The organism is Curtobacterium sp. NPDC089185 (assembly GCF_040685235.1).
Lineage (GTDB): Bacteria > Actinomycetota > Actinomycetes > Actinomycetales > Microbacteriaceae > Curtobacterium > Curtobacterium citri.
Window position 1 is genome coordinate 43,326 of the sequence record NZ_JBFBHK010000009.1, and the last position, 24,247, is coordinate 67,572.

General features: G+C 69.5%; 22 protein-coding genes. 2 read left to right on the top strand and 20 right to left on the bottom strand.

Annotated features, from left to right (window positions below; genetic code table 11):
• Positions 1-178: 178 nt before the first annotated feature.
• Positions 179-1,840 carry a putative Ig domain-containing protein gene (locus AB0N84_RS11105; protein ID WP_363546206.1) on the top strand — a complete coding sequence of 554 codons (1,662 nt, stop codon included), beginning with the start codon at positions 179-181 and terminating at the stop codon, positions 1,838-1,840.
• 651 nt (positions 1,841-2,491) lie between these two features.
• On the opposite strand, the gene AB0N84_RS11110 is transcribed toward AB0N84_RS11105, so the two are convergent.
• The 4 genes from AB0N84_RS11110 to AB0N84_RS11125 form a co-directional block, all read right to left on the bottom strand.
• Positions 2,492-2,722, bottom strand: a complete 231-nt coding sequence (locus AB0N84_RS11110) for a DUF2188 domain-containing protein (RefSeq protein ID WP_363546209.1) — start codon at positions 2,720-2,722, stop codon at positions 2,492-2,494.
• Between the two features lie 199 nt (positions 2,723-2,921).
• Complete coding sequence (locus AB0N84_RS11115) at positions 2,922-3,284, bottom strand: hypothetical protein (RefSeq protein WP_363546212.1); 363 nt, start codon at positions 3,282-3,284, stop codon at positions 2,922-2,924.
• 44 nt (positions 3,285-3,328) lie between these two features.
• The gene (locus AB0N84_RS11120) at positions 3,329-3,958 is read right to left on the bottom strand and encodes a DUF2188 domain-containing protein (RefSeq protein WP_363546215.1); all 630 of its coding nucleotides are present in this window, start codon (positions 3,956-3,958) and stop codon (positions 3,329-3,331) included.
• Complete coding sequence (locus AB0N84_RS11125) at positions 3,958-4,170, bottom strand: type II toxin-antitoxin system HicA family toxin (protein ID WP_363546218.1); 213 nt, start codon at positions 4,168-4,170, stop codon at positions 3,958-3,960. Before AB0N84_RS11125 ends, AB0N84_RS11120 begins: the two co-directional genes overlap by 1 nt.
• Positions 4,171-4,929: 759 nt before the next feature.
• On the opposite strand from AB0N84_RS11125, the gene AB0N84_RS11130 reads away from it, so the two are divergent.
• Complete coding sequence (locus tag AB0N84_RS11130) at positions 4,930-6,843, top strand: AAA family ATPase (protein ID WP_363546221.1); 1,914 nt, start codon at positions 4,930-4,932, stop codon at positions 6,841-6,843.
• A gap of 500 nt (positions 6,844-7,343) precedes the next feature.
• Here AB0N84_RS11130 and dnaB read toward each other — a convergent pair whose 3' ends face one another.
• The 16 genes from dnaB to AB0N84_RS11210 all read right to left on the bottom strand — a co-directional run bounded on the left by dnaB (position 7,344) and on the right by AB0N84_RS11210 (position 24,145).
• On the bottom strand, positions 7,344-8,708 hold the full coding sequence (dnaB, locus tag AB0N84_RS11135; RefSeq protein ID WP_069712620.1) for a replicative DNA helicase: 1,365 nt from the start codon (positions 8,706-8,708) through the stop codon (positions 7,344-7,346).
• A gap of 474 nt (positions 8,709-9,182) precedes the next feature.
• Positions 9,183-13,613, bottom strand: coding sequence for an FtsK/SpoIIIE domain-containing protein (locus tag AB0N84_RS11140; RefSeq protein WP_363546224.1), 4,431 nt, complete (start codon positions 13,611-13,613; stop codon positions 9,183-9,185).
• Positions 13,613-14,533 (bottom strand): hypothetical protein, encoded by a 921-nt coding sequence (locus AB0N84_RS11145; protein WP_363546227.1) that lies wholly within the window; start codon positions 14,531-14,533, stop codon positions 13,613-13,615. Before AB0N84_RS11145 ends, AB0N84_RS11140 begins: the two co-directional genes overlap by 1 nt.
• Entirely contained in the window at positions 14,530-15,258 is a 729-nt protein-coding gene (locus AB0N84_RS11150; protein ID WP_182045202.1) for a hypothetical protein, read from the bottom strand. Before AB0N84_RS11150 ends, AB0N84_RS11145 begins: the two co-directional genes overlap by 4 nt.
• Complete coding sequence (locus AB0N84_RS11155; RefSeq protein WP_363546230.1) at positions 15,255-15,842, bottom strand: hypothetical protein; 588 nt, start codon at positions 15,840-15,842, stop codon at positions 15,255-15,257. The genes AB0N84_RS11150 and AB0N84_RS11155 overlap by 4 nt, the downstream gene beginning before the upstream one ends.
• An 18-nt stretch (positions 15,843-15,860) precedes the next feature.
• On the bottom strand, positions 15,861-17,435 hold the full coding sequence (locus AB0N84_RS11160) for a hypothetical protein (RefSeq protein WP_363546233.1): 1,575 nt from the start codon (positions 17,433-17,435) through the stop codon (positions 15,861-15,863).
• Entirely contained in the window at positions 17,435-17,728 is a 294-nt protein-coding gene (locus tag AB0N84_RS11165) for a hypothetical protein (protein ID WP_069712626.1), read from the bottom strand. The genes AB0N84_RS11160 and AB0N84_RS11165 overlap by 1 nt, the downstream gene beginning before the upstream one ends.
• Before the next feature lie 87 nt (positions 17,729-17,815).
• Entirely contained in the window at positions 17,816-18,109 is a 294-nt protein-coding gene (locus AB0N84_RS11170; RefSeq protein WP_058748771.1) for a WXG100 family type VII secretion target, read from the bottom strand.
• A 280-nt stretch (positions 18,110-18,389) separates the two neighbouring features.
• Positions 18,390-19,829, bottom strand: a complete 1,440-nt coding sequence (locus tag AB0N84_RS11175; RefSeq protein ID WP_182045199.1) for a hypothetical protein — start codon at positions 19,827-19,829, stop codon at positions 18,390-18,392.
• Complete coding sequence (locus AB0N84_RS11180) at positions 19,829-20,140, bottom strand: hypothetical protein (protein ID WP_182045198.1); 312 nt, start codon at positions 20,138-20,140, stop codon at positions 19,829-19,831. The genes AB0N84_RS11175 and AB0N84_RS11180 overlap by 1 nt, the downstream gene beginning before the upstream one ends.
• Positions 20,141-20,254: 114 nt before the next feature.
• Complete coding sequence (locus AB0N84_RS11185; RefSeq protein WP_058748771.1) at positions 20,255-20,548, bottom strand: WXG100 family type VII secretion target; 294 nt, start codon at positions 20,546-20,548, stop codon at positions 20,255-20,257.
• Between the two features lie 234 nt (positions 20,549-20,782).
• On the bottom strand, positions 20,783-21,235 hold the full coding sequence (gene rplI / locus AB0N84_RS11190; RefSeq protein ID WP_069712629.1) for a 50S ribosomal protein L9: 453 nt from the start codon (positions 21,233-21,235) through the stop codon (positions 20,783-20,785).
• Positions 21,236-21,249: 14 nt separating this feature from the next.
• On the bottom strand, positions 21,250-21,507 hold the full coding sequence (gene rpsR, locus AB0N84_RS11195; RefSeq protein ID WP_017887834.1) for a 30S ribosomal protein S18: 258 nt from the start codon (positions 21,505-21,507) through the stop codon (positions 21,250-21,252).
• 50 nt (positions 21,508-21,557) lie between these two features.
• Positions 21,558-22,139 (bottom strand): single-stranded DNA-binding protein, encoded by a 582-nt coding sequence (locus AB0N84_RS11200; protein ID WP_363546240.1) that lies wholly within the window; start codon positions 22,137-22,139, stop codon positions 21,558-21,560.
• A gap of 3 nt (positions 22,140-22,142) precedes the next feature.
• Entirely contained in the window at positions 22,143-22,514 is a 372-nt protein-coding gene (gene rpsF / locus AB0N84_RS11205; RefSeq protein WP_069712631.1) for a 30S ribosomal protein S6, read from the bottom strand.
• A 194-nt stretch (positions 22,515-22,708) separates the two neighbouring features.
• A complete protein-coding gene (locus AB0N84_RS11210; RefSeq protein WP_069712733.1) occupies positions 22,709-24,145 on the bottom strand; it encodes a CCA tRNA nucleotidyltransferase in 1,437 nt (478 codons plus the stop codon).
• Between the last annotated feature and the right edge of the window lie 102 nt (positions 24,146-24,247).

The following is a 24,247-nucleotide window of genomic DNA, read 5'->3' on the forward strand; positions in this document are numbered from 1 at the left end:
CCGTCATCCTGCCGACTGACATTGCTTGAACGATCGTTCAGCCCACCGTGGAACGACCGGTCCTGACCAGGGGTTTCCCATATGCCCCCCGACCGAGGGAGCAGCGCGGTTCCCAGCGTCCTCTTAACCTGCGCGGACCGACAGTTTCCCGGACTGTCGCCTGACCCAGGGGGAACCCGTGCGCCGTAGCAACTCCACCGTCCGACGCGCCTGCGCCGTCGGCACGACCATCGCCCTCGTCGGCCTGTCGACCGGTCTCGGCATCATGACCGCGACGTCGGCCTCCGCCGTCGAGCCGACGTCCAGCACCACCGTCGCGGACAGCGGGACCACCGCTGTCGACACCACGCCGAGCCCGTCCGCCGAGGCACCGTCGGCCGACGCCCCGGCGACCGACCCGTCCTCGACGGCCACCCCGCCCGCCGACTCCCCCGCGGAGCCTGCAGTACCGGCGACCGACGCTCCCGCCGCCCCGGAACCGACCGTCCCGACCACCGACGCCCCGAGCACCGCTCCGGAGTCGACCCCGCGCATCGCCGCAGCCGCCGGGACGGTCACGATCGACGGCGACGCCTCGGTCGGCTCGAAGCTCACGGCCGAACCGTCCGGCTTCACCGCCCCGACCACCCTGAGCTACGCCTGGACCGCGGACGGCACCCCCGTGAGCCAGGCCCAGACGTACGTCGTCAAGGCGGCCGATGCGGGCAAGGTCCTCACCGCCACGGTGACGAACACGCAGAACGGCGTCCCGGTCGAGTCCGAGTCGGCGCAGACCGCCCCCGTCACGCAGGCGCCCGTCTTCGTCGACGAGGCCGGCACCCCGATCACCGCGGGCACCACCGAGGAGGACGACCTCACCGTCTCCGCCACCGCGGGTGAGCGGTTCTCGTACACGTTCCGTGCGACCGGCTCCCCGAAGCCCGTGCTGAGCCTCGACTACTACTACACCGGGGACGAGGACGACCACGAGGGCGAGACCCCGGCCGACCAGCTGCCGGAGGGCGTCTCGTTCGACCCGGCGACCGGGGTGCTGAGCGGCTCGACCGAGGACGCATCCGCCTACGACTTCGCCGTCACGGCCACGAGCGGCACCCAGACCGTCACCCAGACCGTCGAGCTCGACGTCGTGGCAGCTGCGCCCGTCGGCCTCGAGGCCTACGCCCTCGACCGCGCGACGTACCTCGAGTTCGTGAAGAGCGGTCTGCCGACCGAATGGTTCGACGAGGAAGCGCAGCAGCACTCGGGCTCGTTCCGCTCCTGGATCATCAAGGCCGACGGCTCCGTCGTCACCGAGAAGACCGACTGGGAGACGGACGGCTCGTTCGGTTCCGGCTTCACGACCACCGACACGGACGGCGGTACCCCGACCGTCCCGCAGGGCGGCACGCTGCTCCTCTCCGGCAACCTGGTCGACCAGTACGGCAACCCCGTCGTCGACGAGGAGACCGGCGAGGGCGCCGACATCAGCGTCCGCTCGAACGTCGCCTCGGACGTCATCGCTGCGGACCCGGTCGCCGACGGCTCGTTCCTCGGCGGCTCGGGCTTCGTCGGCGTCACCTTCCCGCACGCCTCGGTCCACCGCCTGACCGTCAGCGCCGCGGACTTCAGCACCGCGTTCGACGTGCAGGTCACCCCGACCGCAGCGGTCACCGTCCCGACGGCGTCGACCCCGATCGGCACCGTCCAGCACGGTACTAAGGCACCCGCGCAGGCGAAGGGTCGGCTCGCGTACACGGGTGCCGACGAGACCTCGCCGCTCGCGTGGGCCCTCGGTCTGCTCGTCGCCGGCGCCGGCCTGATCGGCGCCCGTACGGTGCGTCGCCGGCGCGCCCAGCGCTGATCCCTCGTCTCCCGTCCGCCTCGTACTCGCGCGTCGGACGGGAGGCTCCTCCCGCGGCCCCGCCACGTCCCTCCCGGACGTGGCGGGGCCGTTGGCATCGGCTCTGGTCCCGACCAGGTGCCGTGCGCCGGTCCTCGCGGCACGAGGGCTCCCCACATCGGGTACGCCCGCGTCTCGATCTCCGAACGAGTCCTCACCGCTCACCGCGTCGCGCTCGAACGACTCGGAGTCCTCCCGCGCAACGACCAGGTCTCCGCGAAGCGCTTGCTTCCTGCCGTGCCGGGTCACCGTGGTGATCGCACGTCAAACCTGATCCGAGGGAGCACGACCCAAAGCAGAGCGGGCGTCTGCACCGTTACCGGCCGAAACGCGCGAACCGGCAGTACCGCGGAACTGGCCGAGCGGCCACGTCGGTGTGGCCATCACAGATCCCACTGCTGACGAGTGCATCGAGGTCACCATCCACGGCGTGCGTTACTTACCTGCACTCGACGACCGCGCGCGAGCTGAGCAACATGCTCGGCGGTCGGCTCGACGAGTGGGACGAAATTGCCCGTAAGCGGGGCTTCCCCGGCGCCTGAGCGCCCGCGCCAGGGCACTGGACCCGACCACCGAACGGTGATCCGGTCCTGCTGTGAGGGAACGTTCGGGTCAGCCCTTCACGATCCGCGGGTCGTTGCCTGGTGCGATTGTGTCCTTCGCCCGCACCTGACCCTGCCGATCGTGGACGGAGAGTTCCCCGCTACCCTGGTTGCCGATGATCTGCCGCGCGCGGTCAATTGCCTCAGCCTGGGTGTCGGTGTGTGCCGAGGCGCGGTCACCGCCGCCTCGCACGTGCCAACCGCCGTTTGGGTTGTGGGTCACGTCCCTGTTCGTGCTCACGTTCACCTCCTTCGTCAGAGGCGAGGTAGCCCCAACCACCGACACTCACATATGACACGCCGCGTGGCAGATCACGGTTGTTGAACGGGCCGAATCCTGAGATGCGAGACGCCCTCCCGACCGAGGTCGGGAGGGCGCTCGGGTTACCTCACGGCTTCGAGGAGAAGTACTGCCGACTGATCAGGGGTACTTCCGCGTTCTATGCGGCCTTGGCGAGTGCCTTGGTAACGCGGTCGTAGACGAATTCCACGACCTTCGCGTCGATGCCCTTCACATGCCCAGTGACCTTCAACGACTCTCCGAAGGCAAGGGAGACTTCGAATCCACCTCCGCCCTTCCAAGAGAAGACGCGTCCACTCTCGGGCTCCTGGTGGAGCGCGTCCCAGGCTTTCCCAACTTCCTCGTCCTTCGCGGTGCGCTCACCCTTGGTGATTGCGGCGGTGTGGTGGATATCAGGCTGATTGGTGATGACGACAGTCTGCGCCTCGATGAGACCAGCTCGCAGGCTCGTGAGGTCCTGGAACTGCTGTTCGACGGGCTTGTTCAACTCGATGGAGACCATGTGAGGCATCTTCGCATGCGCCACTGACACGCCGTTCCGATTTGTCAGCTCGCGTCGCTCTTTTCCTTCTCGATTTGAAATACGCGCTGCTTGCTGATTCCGAGCACCCGGCCGGTGTCGTCAGCGGTGAGTCCTCGACTGCGGAGCCCCATCACCACAGCGCGTTTGCGCTCGCTGGCATGCGCCTGCGCCGCTGCCAACTCGGCGTCTGCCTGCTGCCATTCAGTGCGGGCATCCTCGGTCGCTTTCACCGTCACGGACACATCTATGGAGTCGATGTCGATGTGCTCCCAAGCGCTGATGATGCCGCGTGCTTCGTCAGCGACCTCGGCGAGATTGCGCGCCTGGCCTGCGGTGTCGAGTTTGGAAATCTCGAACACCCACCAGCGCCCCTCGCGCTCGACGGTGACGTCATACGTACGCTTGTTTTCGGTGGACGGTGTTCCACCACTCTTGATCACGACGGACCGCTCGCCGCCGTTCTTGCCGACAACGGATCGACCCGAACCGTTCTTGCCGACAACGAACTCACCGCCGCCGGTGCCGTTACGGACGATTCGCCGGGCGCGGTCGATCGCCTCAGCCTGAGTGTCGGTGTGCGCCGAGGCACGTTCACCTCCGCCTCGCACGTCCCAACCGCCACCCGGCTTGCGAACCACCTTCTTGTTGCTCATCACTTCCATCCCTTCGGGACGTTCGCGCCCGCCTTCTTGCTGAACTTCTGGAGGACCCCCGCGGACACCTCCTTGTGCCCGAACGGGAACGAGAACTTCACCGATTCGTCGGGCAGGCCCCAAATTTCGTGACTGCCCGGAGCGTCGGAGAGAAGCACCCAGCCGATGGTCCCGAGGTGCTTGATCACGTCCCGTGACTTCTGCGGCTTCATAAGCCTAGTCTAGGCGGGCTTGCCCTGCAAGGCAAGTTACACTTGCCTTTTCCATGATGGAGATGTCGTGTAGGCGGTGCTGCGCGGCGTCGGGGCTGCGTCGCCTCCGCTTCGCTGCGATGACGCACGGGGAGTGGTCACTCTTCCGAGGTGGTCGCGGTACTGGCTGGTCTGGGGCGGCGGCAACCCATGATGGCAGGGTGATCGGTGGCGGGCTGTGGCACCAGGGCAGGGCTTACGGGAAGTCGCCTGGCGGAGGGTGACTAACTGCGGGAACGTTGGGGGCGCTCCGAGGGTAGTAGAGCGGGGTTCTCGTTGACGGACGGCCGACGACGGTACGTGGTAGCGCGCCGCACACCTGCCACACCAACTCGACGTCCCCGTCCGCGACGAACACGACGCTGAGGTACCAGGAAAGCAGCGCACCGGATCCTCCTCGTCACCCGCAGTCGACGCCCCGCCATGCTCCGGGACAAGCGTGTCGAAGGAGGCTCGTTCGGTGGGATGGGGCACGTGGCTGCGGGTCCGGACCGAATCTGTCGTGGCGCCGCTGGTGCTGCCGAGCTCGGGGAGGACACCCGACGCGATTCTGTCGGAGTTCGAGCAGTCCCTTCTGGGTTCAACTCGCGCGGCGAACGGACAGCTAGCCGCGAGCGTCATACTCGACTGCGTCTCACTCGAGTTGGCAATCGAGGACACGGCTCGAAAAAGAGAGCTGACGCGCCGCAAAGTGTCAGATCCGACCACTACGCTGCAAAGATGAAACTAGTTCAGGCACGGATTCGTCGGTACCGGAGCATCGAGGACGCGACCGAGTTCGCGGTGGAACCAGACGTGACCTGCCTGGTGGGAAAGAACGAGTCGGGTAAGACAGCCACGCTGCAAGCCCTTTACAAGAGTCGGCCCATCGCGACCGCTCCGTTCGACGAAGGGCTGGACTACCCGAGTCACAAGTCCCGAGAGCTCCTCCGCAGCGACGGGCCGATCGAAGTCACCGTCCTTCAGTACGCCCTCGAGGACGGCGACGTTGCAGCTGTGGAGGCAGAGCTCGGCGAGGGCGCTCTGAAGCGGAGGCAGATCACCGTCACAACTGGGTACCGCTACAGCGGATCCACTTGGGATGCGCCAGTCAACGAAGACCGTATCGTCGCCCACTTGCTTGGCTCGATGGAGCTTCCCCCAACCGTCGCGGCCGCTGCTCAAGCGGCCACAACAGTGACCGAGCTGGTGGCCGCGCTGGAATCAATGGAGGGGCCGACAACCGCCTCAGGGGCGGCCCTTGCGAAGGTGCGGTCGTGGCGGAAGCAGGACCCCGCGCTGCAAGCGATCGACATCCTGAACGCCCGGCGACCCATGTTTGTGTACTTCGGTGACTACGACAACATGCCCGGAAAAGTGTCCATCCCACGGTTGATCACCAAACGGGACGCTGACGACCTCACGCGCGGAGAGCGCGCTCTGCTTGCGCTACTCGATCTCGCCGGGGTTGCGCTCGAAGATTTCTCCAACCCTGAAAGCCATGAACACCTGATTCGTCGGCTTGAAAACGCCTCCAATTCCATAAGCGACGAGGTCTTCGAGTACTGGAGTCAGAATAAGAATCTACAAGTCCAGCTAGCTGTTATCCCGGAGCCAGAGGCTGGCGCGGCGGCGCCACTTGACCGCGGGCCGCTCCTTCAAATCCGCGTTCAGAACCTTCGTCACCGCGTCACGGTACCCTTTGATGAGCGGTCGCGCGGTTTTGTATGGTTTTTCTCTTTTTTGGCTTATTTCTCGCAAATCGAACAGGAAGCTGCGCAGCCCCTCATCCTGTTGTTGGACGAACCTGGACTGAGCCTGCATGCGACCGCGCAGCACGACCTTCTACGATTTATTGACGATCGCCTCGCGCCCGATCATCAAGTCCTCTTCTCAACGCACTCGCCCTTCATGGTCGACGCCGGTCGATTCAATCGGGTGCGAACCGTCGTTGACGAAGAATCTGCAGGAACACGTGTGTCCGCGGACGTCCTGCGCGTAGACGGGGAGTCCGCGTTCCCGCTTCACGCCGCCCTAGGAATCGAACTCACCCAGACGCTCTTCGTTGGGCCAAATGTTCTATTCGTTGAGGGCCCATCTGACGTCGTCTTTCTTCAGTACTTGTCGGATGAGCTCCAGCAGGCCGGTCGCGACGGACTGGACGAGCGCTGGGTTATCGTCCCAGGCGGGGGAATCAGCAAACTTCCCGCCTTCCTGACGCTATTCGGCGCGAACGAACTACGCGTCGCGGTACTGACGGACTCATCCTCCGCTAACACGCGCACGATTTCCGAGCTCCGCAGCGCCGGCAAGCTATATCAGGGTGGCATCGTCGAGGTGGGACATGCACTTGGCCGGTCCGAGGCAGACATTGAAGACATCCTGGATCGTAGAACCTACCTCGAACTTGTGAACGCCGCTTTTGCAGGAGTCCTGAGTGGCAGTCCGATCACATTGGATGAATTGAATGGCTCAGACCGAGTCGTTCACGACGTCGACGCCGTGTTCGCAGCACGCGGCGTGAATGGCGGCCGGTACAACCACTTCTCTCCCGCCGGTGCTCTGCTGCGATCTCGCTCCCGCCGAAAGCCCAATAAGGCAGTGCTCGACGCGGCAGAGAAGCTCGTGCACGCCATTAATCGCAACCTTGACTGAGGGTCGCAAGTAGCCGAGGTGACACTGAGGCCGTAGCCTCGGCTGGCCGTGATTTTCCGGATAACGACGACCTCGGTCAGAACGGCATGGCTCTTCCGCAAGGGGAGGATTCGCAAGCAATCCCGAGCCGCCGCGTAAGGCGCAACCAAAGCCGCTGCCCATCGCCGACCTTTGGACCGCCACGGCGCGGATGAGTGATGGCTGGGTTCGCCTGGCCGGTAAGTCTGTGTCCGATTGCCGGTGCGCCAGCGGGCCCCGGGTTGCCTCCGGAGGCTTCGGACTCCTGATGCCCTGCTCCGGAGCGATCCCCATCTTACATAGATGGTCCGCGAATCATCTCGGTGCACGCACGCCGGACGGACGCCCCAAGGCACACGAAGGCTGCGCTGTGCCCTCGTCGAGGGAGCGGCTCCGCGCTGCCGCAATACGTGTCCAGATCCGTACTCCAGACACGTCGAGTGGCAGTCGGACGAGTCAGCTGGCGGACGACGACGAGTCCCCTACTGCGGCATGTCCACGAACCTCGAGAACATCCCGTGGAACGCCACCGTGATCGTGTCCGTCGGCCCGTTGCGGTGCTTCGCCACGATCAGGTCCGCCTCACCCTGCCGCGGGTTGTCCTTCTCGTACGCCGACTCACGGTGCAGCAGGATCACCATGTCGGCGTCCTGCTCGATCGACCCCGACTCGCGCAGGTCGGAGATCATCGGCTTCTTGTCCGCACGCTGCTCGGGTCCACGATTCAGCTGCGACAGCGCGATGACCGGCACGCCGAGCTCCTTCGCCATCAGCTTGAGGGCACGCGAGAACTCCGAGACCTCCTGCTGGCGGCTCTCGACCTTCTTGCCCGACGTCATCAGCTGCAGGTAGTCGATGACGACGAGCTTCAGGTTGTGCTGCTGCTTGAGTCGGCGGCACTTCGCCCGGATCTCGACGAGCGTCATGTTGGGGGAGTCGTCGATGAAGAAGGGTGCGTCGTTGATCCGACCGCGGGTCTGCGCGATCGTGGTCCAGTCACGGGAGTCGACGGTGCCCTTGCGCATGTTCTGCAGGGGCACGCTCGACTCGGCGGACAGCAGGCGCATGGCGATCTCGGCGCGGCCCATCTCGAGCGAGAAGAACGCGGCGGTCTGGTCGTGCTTGAGCGCGGCGGCGCGGCACAGGTCGAGCGCGAGCGTCGACTTGCCGAGTGCGGGTCGGGCAGCGACGATGATGAGCTGCCCGGGGTGGAAGCCGTTCGTCAGGGCGTCGAGGCCGCTGAACCCGGTCGGCACGCCGGTCATCTGCCCGTCGCGGCCCTTCGCGGCCTCGATCTCGTCGATGGCCGCGCCGATGGCGTCGGTCAGGGGGACGTAGTCCTCGGTCTGCACGCCGCCGGCGACGTTGTAGACCTCTGCCTGGGCGCTGTTGACGAGGTCGGTGACCTCACCCTCCGACGCGTAGCCCATCTGCACGATGCGGGTGCCGGCGTCGACCAGGCGGCGGAGCACCGCCTTCTCGGCGACGATGGCGGCGTAGTACCCGGCGTTCGCGGCGGTCGGCACCATGCTCGTGACGCTGTGCAGGTACTCGGCGCCGCCGGCGCGGGACAGCAGGCCGGTCTTGGTGAGCTCGTCGGTCACGGCGATGACGTCGGTCGGCTCGCCGTGCGAGTAGAGCGACAGGATCGCGTCGAAGATGACCTCGTGCTTGGGGATGTAGAAGTCCACGCCGCGCGCGGTCTCGATCACGTCGGCGACGGCGTCCTTCGACAGCAGCATCCCGCCGATCGTCGACTGCTCCGCCAGCAGGTCGTGCGGCGGGGTCCGGTCCACCCCGCGGTCGGCCAGGTCCTGCGGGGACGGATCGAGATGCGCGATCGACACACGGACTCCCTCTTGTCGGTACTGGCACGGACCGCGGTCCGCACCGGCTGTTCTACCCCGGACGACCGACACCCCTGCTGTCGCCGAGTCGCTGGGCCAAGCTACGGGGACAGAGTTATCCCCAGCAAACGCACCTGTGGATAACTCTGTGGACTGTCTGCGGAACACGCCGGACCGGCGTGTGGACAACTGTGGACGAACATGTGGACAACCACCCGTGGGAACACATGTTCGACCGCTTGACCTGGGGTTTCCTGTTCCACACGATGTGTGGAAAACCGGGCTTCAAGTGCACCTTGAACCTTGGTGGATCGGCCCCGAGAACTGTGCAGAACCGCTTGACAACAGCGATGGTTGTCCTGGGCGTTCTCGGGCTGCTCCCAGGATCAGCGGACCGCCGCGACCGGTAACCCGCCAGGTCAGACGAGCGACCCGGAGCAGCAGCCCGCCGCCCGGACGAGCGAACCGACGAGGTCAGACGAGCGCGCCCGACTCGGACCCCGCCCGCGTGCCGGCCGGCACCATCGGCACCTGCAGGGTCGACGCCAGCCCCGTACCGAGGTGCACGAACGCCGCTCCCGGCACGATCCGCGACGAGATCGACGACCGCGCGATCCGCACGCCGATCAGGTCCCCGGCCAGGGTGTCCTGCGGCGAGAGCAGGGCACCGCGGCGGTTCTTCTTCGCGTCGACCTGCCACCCGCCGAACCCGGCCGCCAATCCGGTCGTGTTGCCGCCGAGCAGCATCCCCTGCCGGTTGTCCGCGGCCGCCCGACCCCAGTCCCGCAGCCACCGCGCCGCCGAGCAGTCGATCAGGAGCTCCCCGTCGTCGACGACGAGCACCAGGGGCGTCCCGTCCGCCGCCAGGACCGGCTCGAGCTGCTCCTGCGTCACGTCGTCCCCGCTGAACACCGCGCGGACGCCCGGCAGCCCCTCGAGGTCCCGCACCGGCCCCGGCCGCGGCGCGAGCACGACGAGCGACGTCCCACCCACGAGCAGCGACCGCGCCATGGCGGCGAGCATCGTCGACCGTCCGGAGCGCGAGGGCCCCGCGACGACGAACGTGCCGCCACCGGTGGACAGGTCGACGGTCTGCAGCTCCATGTCGTCGCCGCCCACACCGGTCACGGCGACCATCGGCTGCGGCTCCGGCGCGGACGACAGCGCGAGTGCGGCGTCCAGGTCCAGGTCCTTCGGCATCGCGTCGACCCGGAAGGGGCGCGGCGACGGCGGCACCGGCGACGCCGCGCGCAGCTCCTCCGCCAGGTTCCGGACAGCGGTCGTCTGGCCCTGCCCGGAGACGTCGGTGCCGAGGGTCGCGAAGTGCACCTCGGTGCCGGACTCGGCCCGGAACCCGCGACCGGGTGGGATCGACGCGGGCAGCTTCCGGTGGTTGATGCCGGCGAGCGAGTAGTCGAGCCGGTCAGTCAGGCGGAGCACGACCTTGTCGTCGGTCAGCGTCGACATCCGCGACGCCAGCAGTGACCGGTCGCCGGACACCACGACGTGGATGCCGGCGGCCGCGCCGTCGCGGAGCATCGACTGCACCGCGTCGGTCAGGGCGCCACCGTCGACCTCGCCGAGCGAGGTCGTGAAGTTCTCCCACCGGTCGATGAGCACGAGCACGTGCGGCAGGCGTTCGCGCTCGGGCGCGAGCAGCCGCTGCTCGGTGATGTCCGCGGCCGACGCCGCCGCGATGAGGTCGTGCCGACGCGCGGTCTCGCGCGTCAGGCGGTCGATCAGCCGCGTGGCGCGCTCGACCTGCGTGCGCTGGACGACGGCGCCGCAGTGGGGGAGTTGCTGCAGCGACGCGAGCGCCCCGTTCCCGCAGTCGATCGCGTAGAGGTGCAGGTCGGACGACGGGACGGCCCGCGCTGCGGACGCCGCCAGGCTGCGGAGGGCCGACGACCGCCCGGAACCGGGGGCGCCGACGACGAACTGGTGGGTGAAGCGGCTGAGGTCGACCTCCGCGGCGCGCTGCTCCTGCGTGTCCGGCAGGTCCTCGAGACCGACCGCGAAGCGCAGCCCATCCTCGGAGGACGCCACCGCACGACGCGTCCCGACGGCGGCCGACGCCACCTCGGCGAGCGGCAGCAGCTCGGGCAGCGGCGGCAGCCACGGACTGTGCACCCGCCCGATGCCGAGGCGGTCGCGGGCGTCGCCCATCGCCTGCACCAGCACCGACAGGTCGGTCGCGGCGGTCGTGCTGTCGCTGCGCGACGGGCGGGTGGGCGGTGCGGTGGCGAAGTCGCGCCAGTCGAGCACGCGGACGAACGGGAGGCCCGTGGCCGGGTCCTCCTCACCGGCCCACCGACCGCCGACGCGCGCCGACTGGAACGGCACGACCGACGAGTGCCCCAGGCGCGCGTACGCGCGCCCCGGCACGCTCTTCGGGATGCGCGCGGCGTCCGCGACGTCGATGACGTCGGTGCTCTCGCCCGAGTCGGTCATGCGCAGCGCGACGCGCAGGTTCGTGTTCGCGCGGATGTCCGGGCCGACGACGCCGCCGGGGCGCTGGGTCGCCAGGATCAGGTGCACGCCGAGCGACCGGCCCCGCTGGGCGATGCCGATGAGGCCCGTGACGAAGTCCGGCAACTCGGTGACCATCGCCGCGAACTCGTCGATGACGAGCACGAGCCGCGGCATCTGCTCGCCGGCACCGCCCCGGGCGAGGTGCGCCTCGTGGTCCTCGATGTCCTTCGCGCCGGACGCCGCCAGGATGTGCTCGCGGCGGGTGAGCTCCGCGCGGAGCGAGCGCAGCGCCCGTTCGACCAGGTGCTGGTCGAGGTCGGTGACGAGCCCGACGGTGTGCGGCAGGTCCGACGCGACGCTGAAGGCCGCACCGCCCTTGTAGTCGACGAGCACGAACGTCATCCGGTCCGGGCGGTTCCGGAGCGCGAGCGATGCCACGAGGGTCTGCAGGAACTCGGACTTGCCCGAGCCCGTGGTCCCGGCGACGAGCCCGTGCGGACCGTCCTTCACCAGGTCGAGCTCGAACGCGCCGTCGATCCCGACGCCCACGACCGCGGCCGTGCTCGTGCCGGACCCGGCCCACCGCTCGGCGACGGTCGCGCCGTCCGGCTGCGGCAGGTCCACGACGTCGAGCAGCCGCGCTGCGTCGGGCACCAGCCCGTCGCCGTCCGACCCGCTGGTGTCGCGCAGCGGCGAGGTCCCGCGCGCCACGTCGTCGAACCAGTCGTCCCCGACACGGTCCGCGAGCACGAGCTCGACCGGGGCGGCGAGCTGCCGGCGGAGCACGAGCTGCGTCGGGCTCCGGTGCGCCACGGTCGCGACGCACTCCTCGGGGAGCTGCCACTCCTCCTCGTCGATGCACACGAGGCGGATGCCGCACGCGGGCCCGTCGCGGAGCAGCCCGACGACGCCGGGCATCGCGCGGAGCCGACGTGCGCCGTCGAGCACGACGACGATCTCGGGGGAGAACCGCGACCGGTTCATCCCGTTCTTCTGCCGCTCGGCCCGACGCTCGGCGAGCACCTGGGTCAGCTCGGCCAGGCGGCGACCGATCGTCTCGCCGTCGGCACCGATGAGCGCGAGCGCCTCCTGCCCACCGGTCGGCCGGAGGTGGGGGAGCCAGAGCGTCCACGCCCACGTCGGCACGTGCTGCTGCGCCGTGAGCACGACGAACTGCACCTCGCGCGGGCTCTGCGTGACCGCGAGCTGCCCGAGCACCCACCGCCCGAGCTCCCGCGGGGACTCCCCGGCCCCGGCGATGCCGAGCACGCCGACCTCGGCGAGGGGCACCGTGACGGGCACCCCGCGGGTCGTGCGCGGTTCGTGCGCCAGTCCGTCCAGGTCGCGGTCGTCGACGACCGTCACGCTCGACGGCAGGTCGCCGGTGCCGATCCGCACGTGCAGGTGGTCGCCGTCCGAGGGCCGACGCTCCCACAGCCGCCGCCCGGGGGTGGTCGCGACGACCCGCAGCGACGCGGCGTCGAGCGACGAGGTCCGCCGCTGGTCCCGCTCGTCGAGCACGGCCTGCTCGATCGCCGCCTCGAGCGCCGCGACCCGTTCCCGGTGCTCGGCGAGCTGCTTGCGGTGGCTCTTCTTGCCGGTGCGTCGCGAGCTGATGGTCTGTCCGATGACCATCATCGGCGTCATCGCCGCGAAGAGCAGGTAGAACGGCGAGTGGAAGACCGTCGCCATCACGATGCCGAACATCGCCGGCACGAACACCATGATCCACGGGATGGCCGAGCGCTGCGGGGCGACCGGCGGCTTCGGGATCCGGAAGTCGGTCTTCAAGAACGGCGGGAGCAGCCGCGGCGGCCGGTTGAAGTCGAGCTGCCCGGAGTCCGGTGGCCGGAGCAGCATCCGGTCGACCACCTCGACCGGGCGCACACTGAGCACCGTGTCGCCGAACCGCACCAGGGCCCCGGCGGGCCAGGCGGTCCACGCGTCGGTGACGGACTCGTCCTCGAGCGCCGGCACCGGCTCGTCCGCCGGGCGCGCATCGTCGTCCTCGGCCGGGGCGAGGCGGACCGTCACCGATCCGTCGAACGCGGTGCGTGCCTCCAGGCCGGGTCGTCCGTCGGCGTCGGCTCCGACCGCGGCCGCGCCGTCGTCGGCCAGCGCGATCCGGACCGTGCCCGGCGACAGCCGGCGCACGCGGCCGGCGTCGGCCCCGCCCACCACGAGCAGGTGCACGACACCGTGCTCGGGCTCCGGGCGCACCGCGCCGCCCACGTGCAGGACCGCGCCGTCGACCAGTCCGCTGCGCTCGAACGGGACGTCCCCGTCCGGCGCGTCGGCGGGCATCGGCGCACCGCCGGTCCGGCGGACGAGCGCGTCGACCACCGTCCGCATCGGCGTCCGCCCCGCGGCGTCGACGAGGACGTCCGAGGTGTCACCCGTGCCGTCGTCGACGACGGTGACGACGACCCGCATCAGGCCTCCGCCGGCACGTCGTCGCGCTGCGTCGTGTCGGCTCCCGCGGCCGGGTCGACCGGGACCGACCGGCCGAGGCCGGCCCACTGCAGCGTGCCGAGGACGTCGGAGACGTGCGTGCCGTCGCGTCGCGCCTCGATCGTCCAGCGGGCGAGCGGGTGCGGAGCCACCGCGATGCAGGCCCACCGGCCGCCCGGCCGTTCGAGCAGTCGGGCGAGTTCCCGGCCGTCCTCGCCGGAGGGCACCCGCGACACGACCAGGAGGCCCGGGGTCGCGTCCGCCGTGACCGCCGCGATCGCGTCGCGCACCGACACCGCCGTGCCCGCCCGGGTGCCCGTGCCGACGCCGAGCACGGTGGTGCCGACCGCCCAGGGGGCGGTCTGCACCTGCTCGACCAGGCGCACCAGCAGGGCCTCGCGGGCGGCCGGTTCGCCGCGGAGGGCGAGGATCCCGCCCACGCGGCGCAGGTCGACCAGCACGGTGTCGTCCCGGTCCGTGCCGAACGACACGACCGTCGCGAACTCGACCGGCGCGCCACCCGCGAGCGGCACCGCCTGGAGCGCCCACGTCGGGGCGGACCACGTGCGGCCGTCGGGCGTCGCCGTCCACGGCGCGGGCGGGGCGATCGTCGGCGAGGCGACGTCGATGCGGACGGTGGTCCCGATCGTGATGCGCACCGCGCCCGGGAACAGCACGTTCGCGGCGGCGCACGAGGCGTCCACCGCGCGCAGGACCCGGTCGACCGCCCACGCGGCCGCGGGGTCGCGACGCACCTGGTCGGCCCAGGCCAGGGCGTCCGTCGAGGCCCGGCGGCGGAGCGCGACGATCGTCGGGACCACGAGGGCCAGGGTGGCGAGGAGCACCACGACCGACATGGTCACCAGCAGGTGCGACTCCGGCGTCAGGAAGGACCAGGTCATGCGCGCGCCTCGGCGATCTCGGTGATCCGGCGCTCGAGCGGGGTCGGCTCGGCACCGGGGACGTCGGTCCAGCGGAAGGTGGTCATCACGGCGTCGAACAGCATCACCAGGGCATCGGTGAGCCGGTCGGCTGCCTCCGGGTCCTCCGGGTCCGTCCGGCTGATCGCCGAGAAGGACATGAGCACCCAGCGTCCGGGACGGTGGGGGACCGGGATCGTGTAGGTCACCTGGCGGTCGTCGACGACGGGCAGGTCGTCACCGATGCCGGGCAGCTCGGTCGCGACGTCGGCACGGCGGACGGTCTGCTCGGTGCGGGCCGCGATCCCGCCGTCGACCTCGCGCAGGCCCGTGTCGTCGGGGTCGCGCCGGGTCGGCAGGGCGTCGGCGAGCAGCTGGGCGATGACCTGCTCGGGCGCCTCCTCGCTCTCGTCGTCGACCTCGCACTCGATGATCGACACCGGCGGGGTGTACCCGTCGACCGGCTGGACCGGCATGTAGACGGCGGTCGCGCCGCTGTCGCCGGCCTCGACGACCGCGGACGTCAGGCGCTTGCGCATCTCCTGCCGGAGCGGCTCGGCCCGGTCGCGCGGCAGGTCGTCCGGCAGGGCGCGGGCGATCACAGCCCGGACGGTCTCGCCGAGCTCGGCGCGCTGGTCCTCGCCGGCCGGCAGGCGTGCCCACCCAGGCGGGACGACGACCAGGAACGATGCGGTGGGTCCGGTCATGCGTGCACCTCGTTCTCGACGGCTGCCAGGAGTTCGACGACGACCGGTGCGAACACCGGGACGAGCGCCAGGTCGGTCGTCCGCCACCGCACGTGGGTGTCGACCCCGTCCGCGCGACGCACGGCGGTGACCGTGGCCCAGATCGCCCCGGCGTCGTCGAGGTCGTAGCGGATCACGACGGGGCCCTCGCCGCCGACGTGCTCCGGCAGCTCGTCCACCGACGGGGGCTCGACCGGCAGGCCGCCGGTCGCCCCGGCCAGGTCGAGGAGCTCGGCGGTGCCGCCCTCGGACGGTCCGACGGTCACGACGACCGGCAGCGGCCAGTTGCCGGGCACCACGAGCGAGGCGACCAGGCGCTGCGCCGGGCCGAGCGCCGCGCGGTGCTCCAGCAGCGTCGCGAGGGCACCCGGCCCGTCGAGCTCCGCGGCGGACGACCGTCCGTCCTCGCGGTCCAGCCGTGCCACGGCGTCGAAGAGCTCGAGCGTCTCGGCCCGCCAGGCCGGGTCGGCCTCGTCCGGGTGCGGGACGAGGAGCCAGGTGGCGCCGTCGGTGGTGATGCTCGACGAGACGGTGGCGGTCGTCATGGTGGTCCTCCGGTCGGTTCAGCGCTGCGCGGCGGGCACGGTCGGCAGGTCGGTGACCGGGTGCTTGTGCTCGGCCACCCAGTCCGACCACGGGCGGGACTGGTCCGCACCGATGCCGATCGGACCGATCACCAGGCCGGCGATCGCGTTGCCCTTGCCCCAGGCGCTCATGAAGCCGTTCGCGCCGGCGTGGTACCACGGTGCCGCGGTGACACCCGACCGGAGCCGGTTCAGCTTCTCGAAGTCATGCAAGCGGTCGCGGGTGAACTGGAAGTCGACACCACCCAAACGCTCGCCCCAGTCCTTGAGACCACCACGGGTACCGACCTCGGTCCAGAACTGCTTCTTCACGAGCTTCGCGTCGTTCGCGATCACCTTGTGGATCTTCGTGACGTTCCACCAGTTCGGGTTGTCGGCGAACTTCGCCGCGAACGACGCCTCGGTCCCGATCCACTCCACGTCGACGGCGTCACGACGACCTCGGGCCCGTTCCAGTGCCCGCGTCGCCTTGCTGATCTGTGCCTGCAGCCCGTCGAGCTGCTTCGTGATCGTCTGTGTCTGCGCCGACGACATCGGCTGGTGCAGCCGCCGGTCGAGACTCGCGCGGTCCCGCTTCAGCGCCTGCAGCTGGTCCTTCCGGACGCCGACGGCCTCGTGCGCCTTCTTGCTCGCCCCGGTGAACTTCGAGGTCATCGCACCCTTGGTGGCCTTGATCCCGTTGCTCACCGCGGTCGAGGTGACCTTCGTGATCGCGGTCCCGAGCCCGAGCGTCAGGACGCCGACGACGGCCATCACGAGGTCGAAGACGTTGCCCTCGCCCATCGCGAACGTGGCCGCCTGCGCGATCAGGGTCATCCCCGCGGAGATCGCCCCGAGGATCGCCCCGATGCCGAGGCCCGGGATGAGGAACGCGAACACCGCCAGGACGATCCCGATGATCGTCAGGATCTTGATGAGCATGTGGATGAACTTGTACCAACCGGAGTCGTGCAGCCCGTCGCCCCACGCACCGCGCATGGTGCTCGCGGCCCGCTGACCCGCCGAGGTCAGCTGGTCGCGGGCGTCCTGCAGCTTCCGCTTCGCCGCCGCGACCGCGCCCTCGGCACCGGAGATCCGCTCGGCGCGCTTCTGACTGTCCGAGGTGTCCTCGGGGGTCGGCTCCGTGCCGGCCTGCTTGGCCGCGGCGACCGGGTCGGCCAGCCCCTGCGCCGAACCGAGGTCGCCCTTCGCGGCGATCGCGTCCTGCAGTGCCTGCCAGGAGGTGCCCATCACGGTGCCCGCCGACCGGTCGGCTTCGTCACCGACCGCGTTCGCGAACCCCTGCAGCGCCTCGCCGGCGGCCCGGTAGCGTCCGGTCATCTGCTTGAGGGAGCCCGACACGTCCTTCGCCCGCTTGCGGATGCCGTCGACGGACTCGCCCTTGCCGACGCCCTCGTCGCCGCTGCCGACCTTGTCGAGCGTGGCGGCCGTGGTCTCCATCTTCTCCGCCATGTCGCGGTAGAAGGCCGCGAGCTCGAGCACCTTCGCCGGCTGCGTCGAGATCGGGTCGCCGGCCTCGTCGAGCGCGGCCCAGTCGCCTGCGCGGCCCGCCATCAGGCCGTCTCCTCGTGCGACTGCAGGCCGTCCTTCAGCTGCTGCTGCAGGTCGGTCCAGGTCTCGATCGAGTTCTGCAGGTTCTTGTCGAGCTTGTCGACGTTCTTGCGGATCTTCTCGCGGTGGAGCTTCCAGTCGCCGCTGAAGTCCGAGAAGGCGTCCTGCAGGTGGGACTCGCCGAAGACGCCGTGGTACTGGCCGTCGTCGGACTTCTGGTGTTCGAGCTCGTCGTTGATGGCGTGCACCTTCGCAGCGCTGTCACTGAGCTCCTGGCTGATCACGAGGTCAGGCACGGGTACCTCCGGGGGAGACGGGGTTCGGGAACGGGAACGCCCCGGTCGACGTCGCTGACGGGAGCGTCGACCGGGGCGCAGGACGCGCTACTTGATGGCGTTCGCGAGTTCCTGGTCGGTCTGCTGCAGCGCCTCGGCCGCCTTGTTCAGGTACATCGACATGCCCTCGAGACCCTCGATGGTCTTCGTCGCACCGTCGTTGAACTCCTGGTACGAGCTGCCGAACGCCACCGAGGACTGGTCGGTCACGTAGCCACCGGAGATGAGCGAGTCCACCAGGGCCTTCAGCTCACGCAGCTTCGAGGTGATGTCCTGCTCACCGTTCACGAGTCGGGTCGCGGCGTCCTGCATCTCGCCGTAGGTCACGTTCAAGTTGGGCATGGCCTGCTCCTGTCGTTCGTCGCGCCCCCCGGTCGAGGGACACCGGGAACGTTATTCCAGAGCGGAACGATCTCGGGGGGTACATTTCTCGACGCGGTCCAGTCGGACGTCTGCACAGTGATGTGCACATTCCAGAACATCGGCGTCGTGGCACGGCCGATCCCGAGCGGTATTCACATGCCACCGCGCGGTGGAGACCGGCGGGTATCGGCGTGTCGCGGTGCGGGAACCGGCCCGGTGTCCCCCGGAAGACGGACCGGTTCCCGGACGCACACGGCGCTCACGGCGTGGTGAGCGCTCCCGTCGCGTCCTTGTAGCCCGGCACGCGCTCCTGGTCCGTGCCCCACCCGGTCGGCTTGATGCCCTGCCCGTAGGCGAAGGTGTTCGCCCAGCTGGCGATGACGCGCCCGCCGGACGCCCAGGAGTGCCACGTCGGCGACGCGGCGATCGCGACGCCGTACTTCGACCACATCTCCTTCTGCATCTTCGTCATCTCGATCTGCCGGTCGACGCTGAGCAGCCGTTCCCACTGCCAGCCCTTGCCACCCTTGCCGAAGACGTCGGCGATCTTCGCCTTGTCCTCGTTCCACAGGGCCTTGCCCGGGTGCCACCAGTTCGGCTTCTCCTTGAAGCCGTCGACCACGTTCTTCGTCCTGGCCAGGTCGAGCTTGCCCTCGGCCGCGGTGATGTCCTTCCTGATCGTCGCCAGGCTCTCGCGCGCGTTCTTGAAGGCCGAGAAGTCCTTCGCACCGAGCGCCTCGTCGATCTTCAGGTCGCGAGCACGCTGCAGCCCCTGGAGCTTGGACAGGGTGTCCTTCTGCAGACCCACCGTGCCCTTCGCGAGCCCGGCCGTCTTGAGCGTCGACACCGCCTTCGTCAGGGCGCCCCCGACCCCGACCAGCACGAGCCCCACTGCCGAGGTGATGACGTCGAGCCACGAGCCCTCGCCCATGGCCGCGAGCGTGATGTTCGCGACGAGGGTCACCGACGCCGCGACGGCCGCCATGAAGGTCAGGATCCCGACCCCCGGGATGAGGATCGCGAGCGCCGCGAGGGCGATGCCGATGTAGGTGAAGATCTTGACGAGGATCTTCAGCAGCTTCGAGAAGAACGCCTTGATCTTGTCGCCGAGGGTGTCGTGCAGGCCGTCGTCCCAGGCCGCACGGATGGTCGATGCCGCCTGGCGTCCGGCACCGTTCAGGGTGTCGACGGCCCGTCGGAGCTTCGCGGTCGCGGCGTCGGCTCCCGCGCGGGCGTCGTCCGTCGCGCGGTGCTTCGCGTCGACGGCCCCCTGCTCGTCGGCGGTCAACGGCGGGGCGTCCTGCGCCCGACCCTGCGACGGGTCCGCCATGCTCGCGGCGCGCGATCCCGCTGCCGATGCGTCCTCCGCCTCGCGCAGCGCCGCCGCGGACTCGTCGAGTGCGGTCTCGAGCGACGGCAGGTACCCGGTCAGGGCGTCACGGATGGCGTCGTAGCGGCCGGACATCTTCTGCAGCGACGACGCGACCTCGCCGCTCTTCTTCCGGACCGCGTCGGCGGACTCGCCCTTGAACTGCGACTGGTCGCCCTCGCCGATGCGCTTCAGCACGTCGGCCTCGCTCCGGATCTCGTCCGCGATGGAGCGGTAGTAGTCGACGAGCTCGTGCACGACCTGCGTGTCGGCGACGATCGGGTCCGAGGCCTCGCCGACGAGCGCCCAGTTCCCTCCGCGGGCGGGCATCAGGCGGCCGCCCCGTCGGTCGGGTGCGACTCGGTCGTGAGCTTGTCGTGCAGGTCCTGCTCGAGGGCCGACCAGTGCTCGACGGACTTCTGCATCTTGTCGTGCAGGTCCTTCACGGCGCCCTTCATCTTGTTGCGGTGGATCTTCCAGTCGCCGGAGAAGTCGTGCATCGCCTTCTGCACGTCGTGCTGCCCGTAGACCTCGGTCAGGGCGCGGTCGTCCGACTTCTGGTGCTCGAGCTCGTCCGAGATGTGCTGCAACTTGGTGGCCGAGTCCTCGAGGACGGCCTTGGTGATGATGAGGTCTGCCATGGGTGCTCCCGATCGCTGCCCGTCCGGTGGTCCGGTGGAAGGTGGGACGGGCGGCCCGCGAGGGGGCCGCCCGTCGTCCGGAGCGGTCGGGGACCGACCGCCCGGTGTCCCGCGCTACTTGATGGCGTTCGCGAGTTCCTGGTCGGTCTGCTGCAGCGCCTCGGCCGCCTTGTTGAGGTACATCGACATGCCCTCGAGCCCCTCGATGGTCTTCGTCGCACCGTCGTTGAACTCCTGGTACGAGCTGCCGAACGCCACCGAGGACTGGTCGGTCACGTAGCCGCCGCTGATCAGCGAGTCGACGAGGGCCTTCAGCTCACGCAGCTTCGAGGTGATGTCCTGCTCACCGTTCACGAGTCGGGTCGCGGCGTCCTGCATCTCGCCGTAGGTGACGTTCAAGTTGGGCATGTCGTGCTCCTGGTCTCGATGTCGTTCGCCTCCGGAACCGGAAGCCGAGACGACGGTACCGGCGGGGATGCCCCCGAACGGGGGTGTTCGAGGGTTGTTCACCTGGAGTTCCGCAGCACGCGTCGGCGATGAACTCGACGTGCACACCCGACCGTCCGGCGGACGCGACCCGCGGGCACGACGAAGGGCGGGCCTCCCGGAGGAGACCCGCCCTTCGACGGTGGTGGCGCTGCCCTACTTGGCGGCGACGACCTGGAGGGAGATCACGGCGGTGATGTCCTCGCGCAGGCGGACGGTGGCCTCGTGGTCACCGACGGTCTTGATGGTCGCGGGGACCTCGACCTTGCGCTTGTCGAGCGAGCCGACGCCCTGCGCCTGGACGGCGTCGGCGACGTCGCCCGGACGGACGGAGCCGAACAGACGACCGTCCTTGCCGGCCTTGACGGTCAGCTTGATGGTCGCGTTCTCGAGCTTCATCTTGAGGTCCTGCGCCTCTTCGATGGTGGCGAGTTCGCGAGCGGCACGGGCCGCACGGATCGACTCGACCTGCTTCTCGCCGCCCTTGGACCACGCGACGGCGAAGCCCTGGGGGATGAGGTAGTTGCGGGCGTAGCCGTTCTTGACGTCGACGACGTCACCGGCGGAACCGAGGCCGGAGACCTCGTGGGTGAGGATGAGCTTCGACATGGGAAGTCCTCCGATCAGCGGCCGGAGCCGGCGTAGGGGAGGAGCGCCATCTCACGGGCGTTCTTCACGGCACGGGCGATGAGGCGCTGCTCCTGGACGGAGACGCCGGTGATGCGACGGGCGCGGATCTTGCCACGCTCCGAGATGAACTTGCGCAGGGTCGCGACGTCCTTGTAGTCGATGACGCCGACCTTGATCGACTTCGCGGGAGCGGCGTTCTTGCCGCCCTTGCCGCGAGGCTTCCGGCGGTCGCCGGTGCTCTTTCCAGCCATTGTGATTCCTTAGAGAAGAAGAAGTTGTGTGTCCGTCAGACCGCTGAGGATCAGAACGGGGTCTCGTCGTCGTACGAGCCACCGGGCTGGCTCCACACGTCGTTCGACTGTGCGTTGCCACCCTGCTGGCCGCCCTGGGGCGACCACGGTGCGTCCGACTGACCGCCGCCGCTGTTGTTGCTGTTGCCGTTCCAGCCGCCGCCGTTGCCGCCCTGGCCACCGGAGGCGTTGCCGCCACCGACCTGGCCACGACCGCCACCGGAGCCACCCGCGGCACGGGTGACCTGTGCGGTCGCGTAGCGGAGCGACGGGCCGATCTCGTCGACCTCGAGCTCGATGCTCGTGCGCTGCTGGCCCTCACGGTCCTGGTAGGAGCGCTGACGCAGACGGCCCTGCGCCATGACGCGCATGCCCTTCGTCAGCGAGCCCGCCACGTGCTCGGCGAACTCGCGCCACACGCTCGCCCGGAGGAACAGCGCGTCGCCGTCCTTCCACTCGTTCGCCTGACGGTCGAACGTGCGAGGGGTGGATGCGATGGTGAAGTTCGCCACCGCGAGCCCGTTCTGCGTGTAGCGCAGCTCGGGGTCCGCGGTGAGGTTGCCCACCACCGTGATGACGGTTTCGCCGGCCATGAGCTACTCGGCGGTCGCGGTCGCGTTGGCGGCCTTGCGGGCCGCACGGGCCTCGTCGCGCTGCTTCTGGGCGGCGACCTGGGCGATCGCCTCCTCTGCGCGGAGGACCTTCGTGCGGAGCACGGCCTCGGAGAGACCGAGCTGACGGTCGAGCTCCTTGGCGGCCTCGGGGCTCGAGGTGAAGTCGACGACGGCGTAGATGCCCTCGGACTTCTTCGCGATCTCGTAGGCCAGGCGACGACGGCCCCAGACGTCCACGTTGTCGACGGTGCCACCGTCGTTGCGGATGACCGCGAGGAACTTGTCCAGGCTGGGAGCGACGGTGCGCTCGTCGATCTCGGGGTCGAGGATCGCCATCAGTTCGTACTGGTGCATGCGGAACCCACCTCCTTTGGTCTCGGCGGCTCCGGGCGGTTCCCGGAGCAGGAGGGTTGATGCATGTGTCCGGACACGCAGGAGCGCGTGGACAACCCCACTAGCCTAGCTCACGGCCTGGAGGCGCGCCACCGGCTGTGCAGAGCGGCTCCGGCCCGCCAGGCGGTCGCGTTCGACCCGGCGATCGCGGGCTGTCAGGCGGTCGCGTCGCGTTCGGCCCACCAGGCGCGCAGGCGGGCCTCGGCCTCGTCCGCGCCGAGGGGTCCCTCGTCCATCCGGACCTCGAGCAGGTACCGGTACGCCTCGCCCACGGCGCGTCCCGGCGAGATGTCGAGGATCCGCATGATGTCGTCACCCGTCAGGTCCGGCCTGATCGCGTCGAGCTCCTCCTGGTCGGCCAGGGTCGTGATGCGCGCCTCGAGGTCGTCGTACGCGAAGCCCAGCCGGTCGGCCTTCCGCCGGTTCCGGGTGGTCACGTCGGAGCGGGTCAGCTCGTGGAGCCGTTCGAGCAGGGGACCGGCGTCCCGCACGTACCGGCGCACGGCCGAGTCGGTCCAGGCGCCCTCGGTGTAGCCGAAGAACCGCAGGTGCAGCTCGATCAGGCGGGCGACCGCGGCGATGGTGTCGTTGTCGAAGCGCAGCGCCCGGAGTCGCTTCTTCGCGAGCTTCGACCCGACCAGGTCGTGGTGGTGGAAGCTCACCGCCCCGCCGGGCTCGAGCTTCCGGGTGGCCGGCTTGCCGATGTCGTGCAGGAGCGCCGCGAGCCGCAGCACCGTGTCGGGCGCCTCGCCCGGGTGCCGCTCGGCCTCGTACCCGATGGCCTGCTCGAGCACGGTGAGCGAGTGCTCGTAGACGTCCTTGTGGTGGTGGTGCTCGTCGATCTCGAGCCGCATCGCCGGCAGCTCCGGCAGGAACCGTTCGGCCAGGCCGGTGTCGACGAGGAGCCGGATCCCGGGGACCGGGTCCGACGTGTCGAGCAGCTTGACCAGCTCGTCCCGCACGCGCTCGGCGGAGACGATGTCGATCGAGTCGGCGAGCGCGGTCATGGCGTCACGGACCTCGTCGGACACCGTGAAGCCGAGCTGTGCGGTGAAGCGCGCGGCCCGCATCATCCGCAGCGGGTCGTCACGGAACGACACCGGTGCGGCCTGGGGCGTGTGCAGGCGCTGCGCCAGCAGGTCCTCGACGCCGCCGTGCACGTCGACGAGCTCGCGCTGGGGGAGTCGGAGCGCCATCGCGTTCACCGTGAAGTCCCGGCGGAGCAGGTCGTCCTCGATGGTGTCGCCGAACGCGACCTCGGGCTTGCGCGTCTCGCCGTCGTAGACGTCGCTGCGGTAGGTCGTGATCTCGACCTGCTCGCCGCGGATGCGTGCGGCGATCGTGCCGAACTGCCGACCGACGTCCCAGGTCGCGCTCGCGATCGGCTCGACGATCGCGAGCGTCTGCTCGGGGGTGGCGTCCGTGGTGAAGTCGAGGTCGGTCACGGGGCGGCCGAGGAAGGCGTCGCGCACCGGTCCGCCGACCAGGGCCAGCTCGTGTCCGGCGTCGGCGAACGACCGAGCGAGGAGGGCGACGGGCTCGGTGGCGGCGAGTGCGTCGAGTCGTTCGACGGCCTGGGCAACGGACTGCATGACGGACCTCATCCTCCCAGAAGACCGTCCACGAGTTCTGCACGGACCGAGCGCCCACGGGATCGTCCCCGTCTGCCCCTCGTACACTCGTGCTCGGCCGGA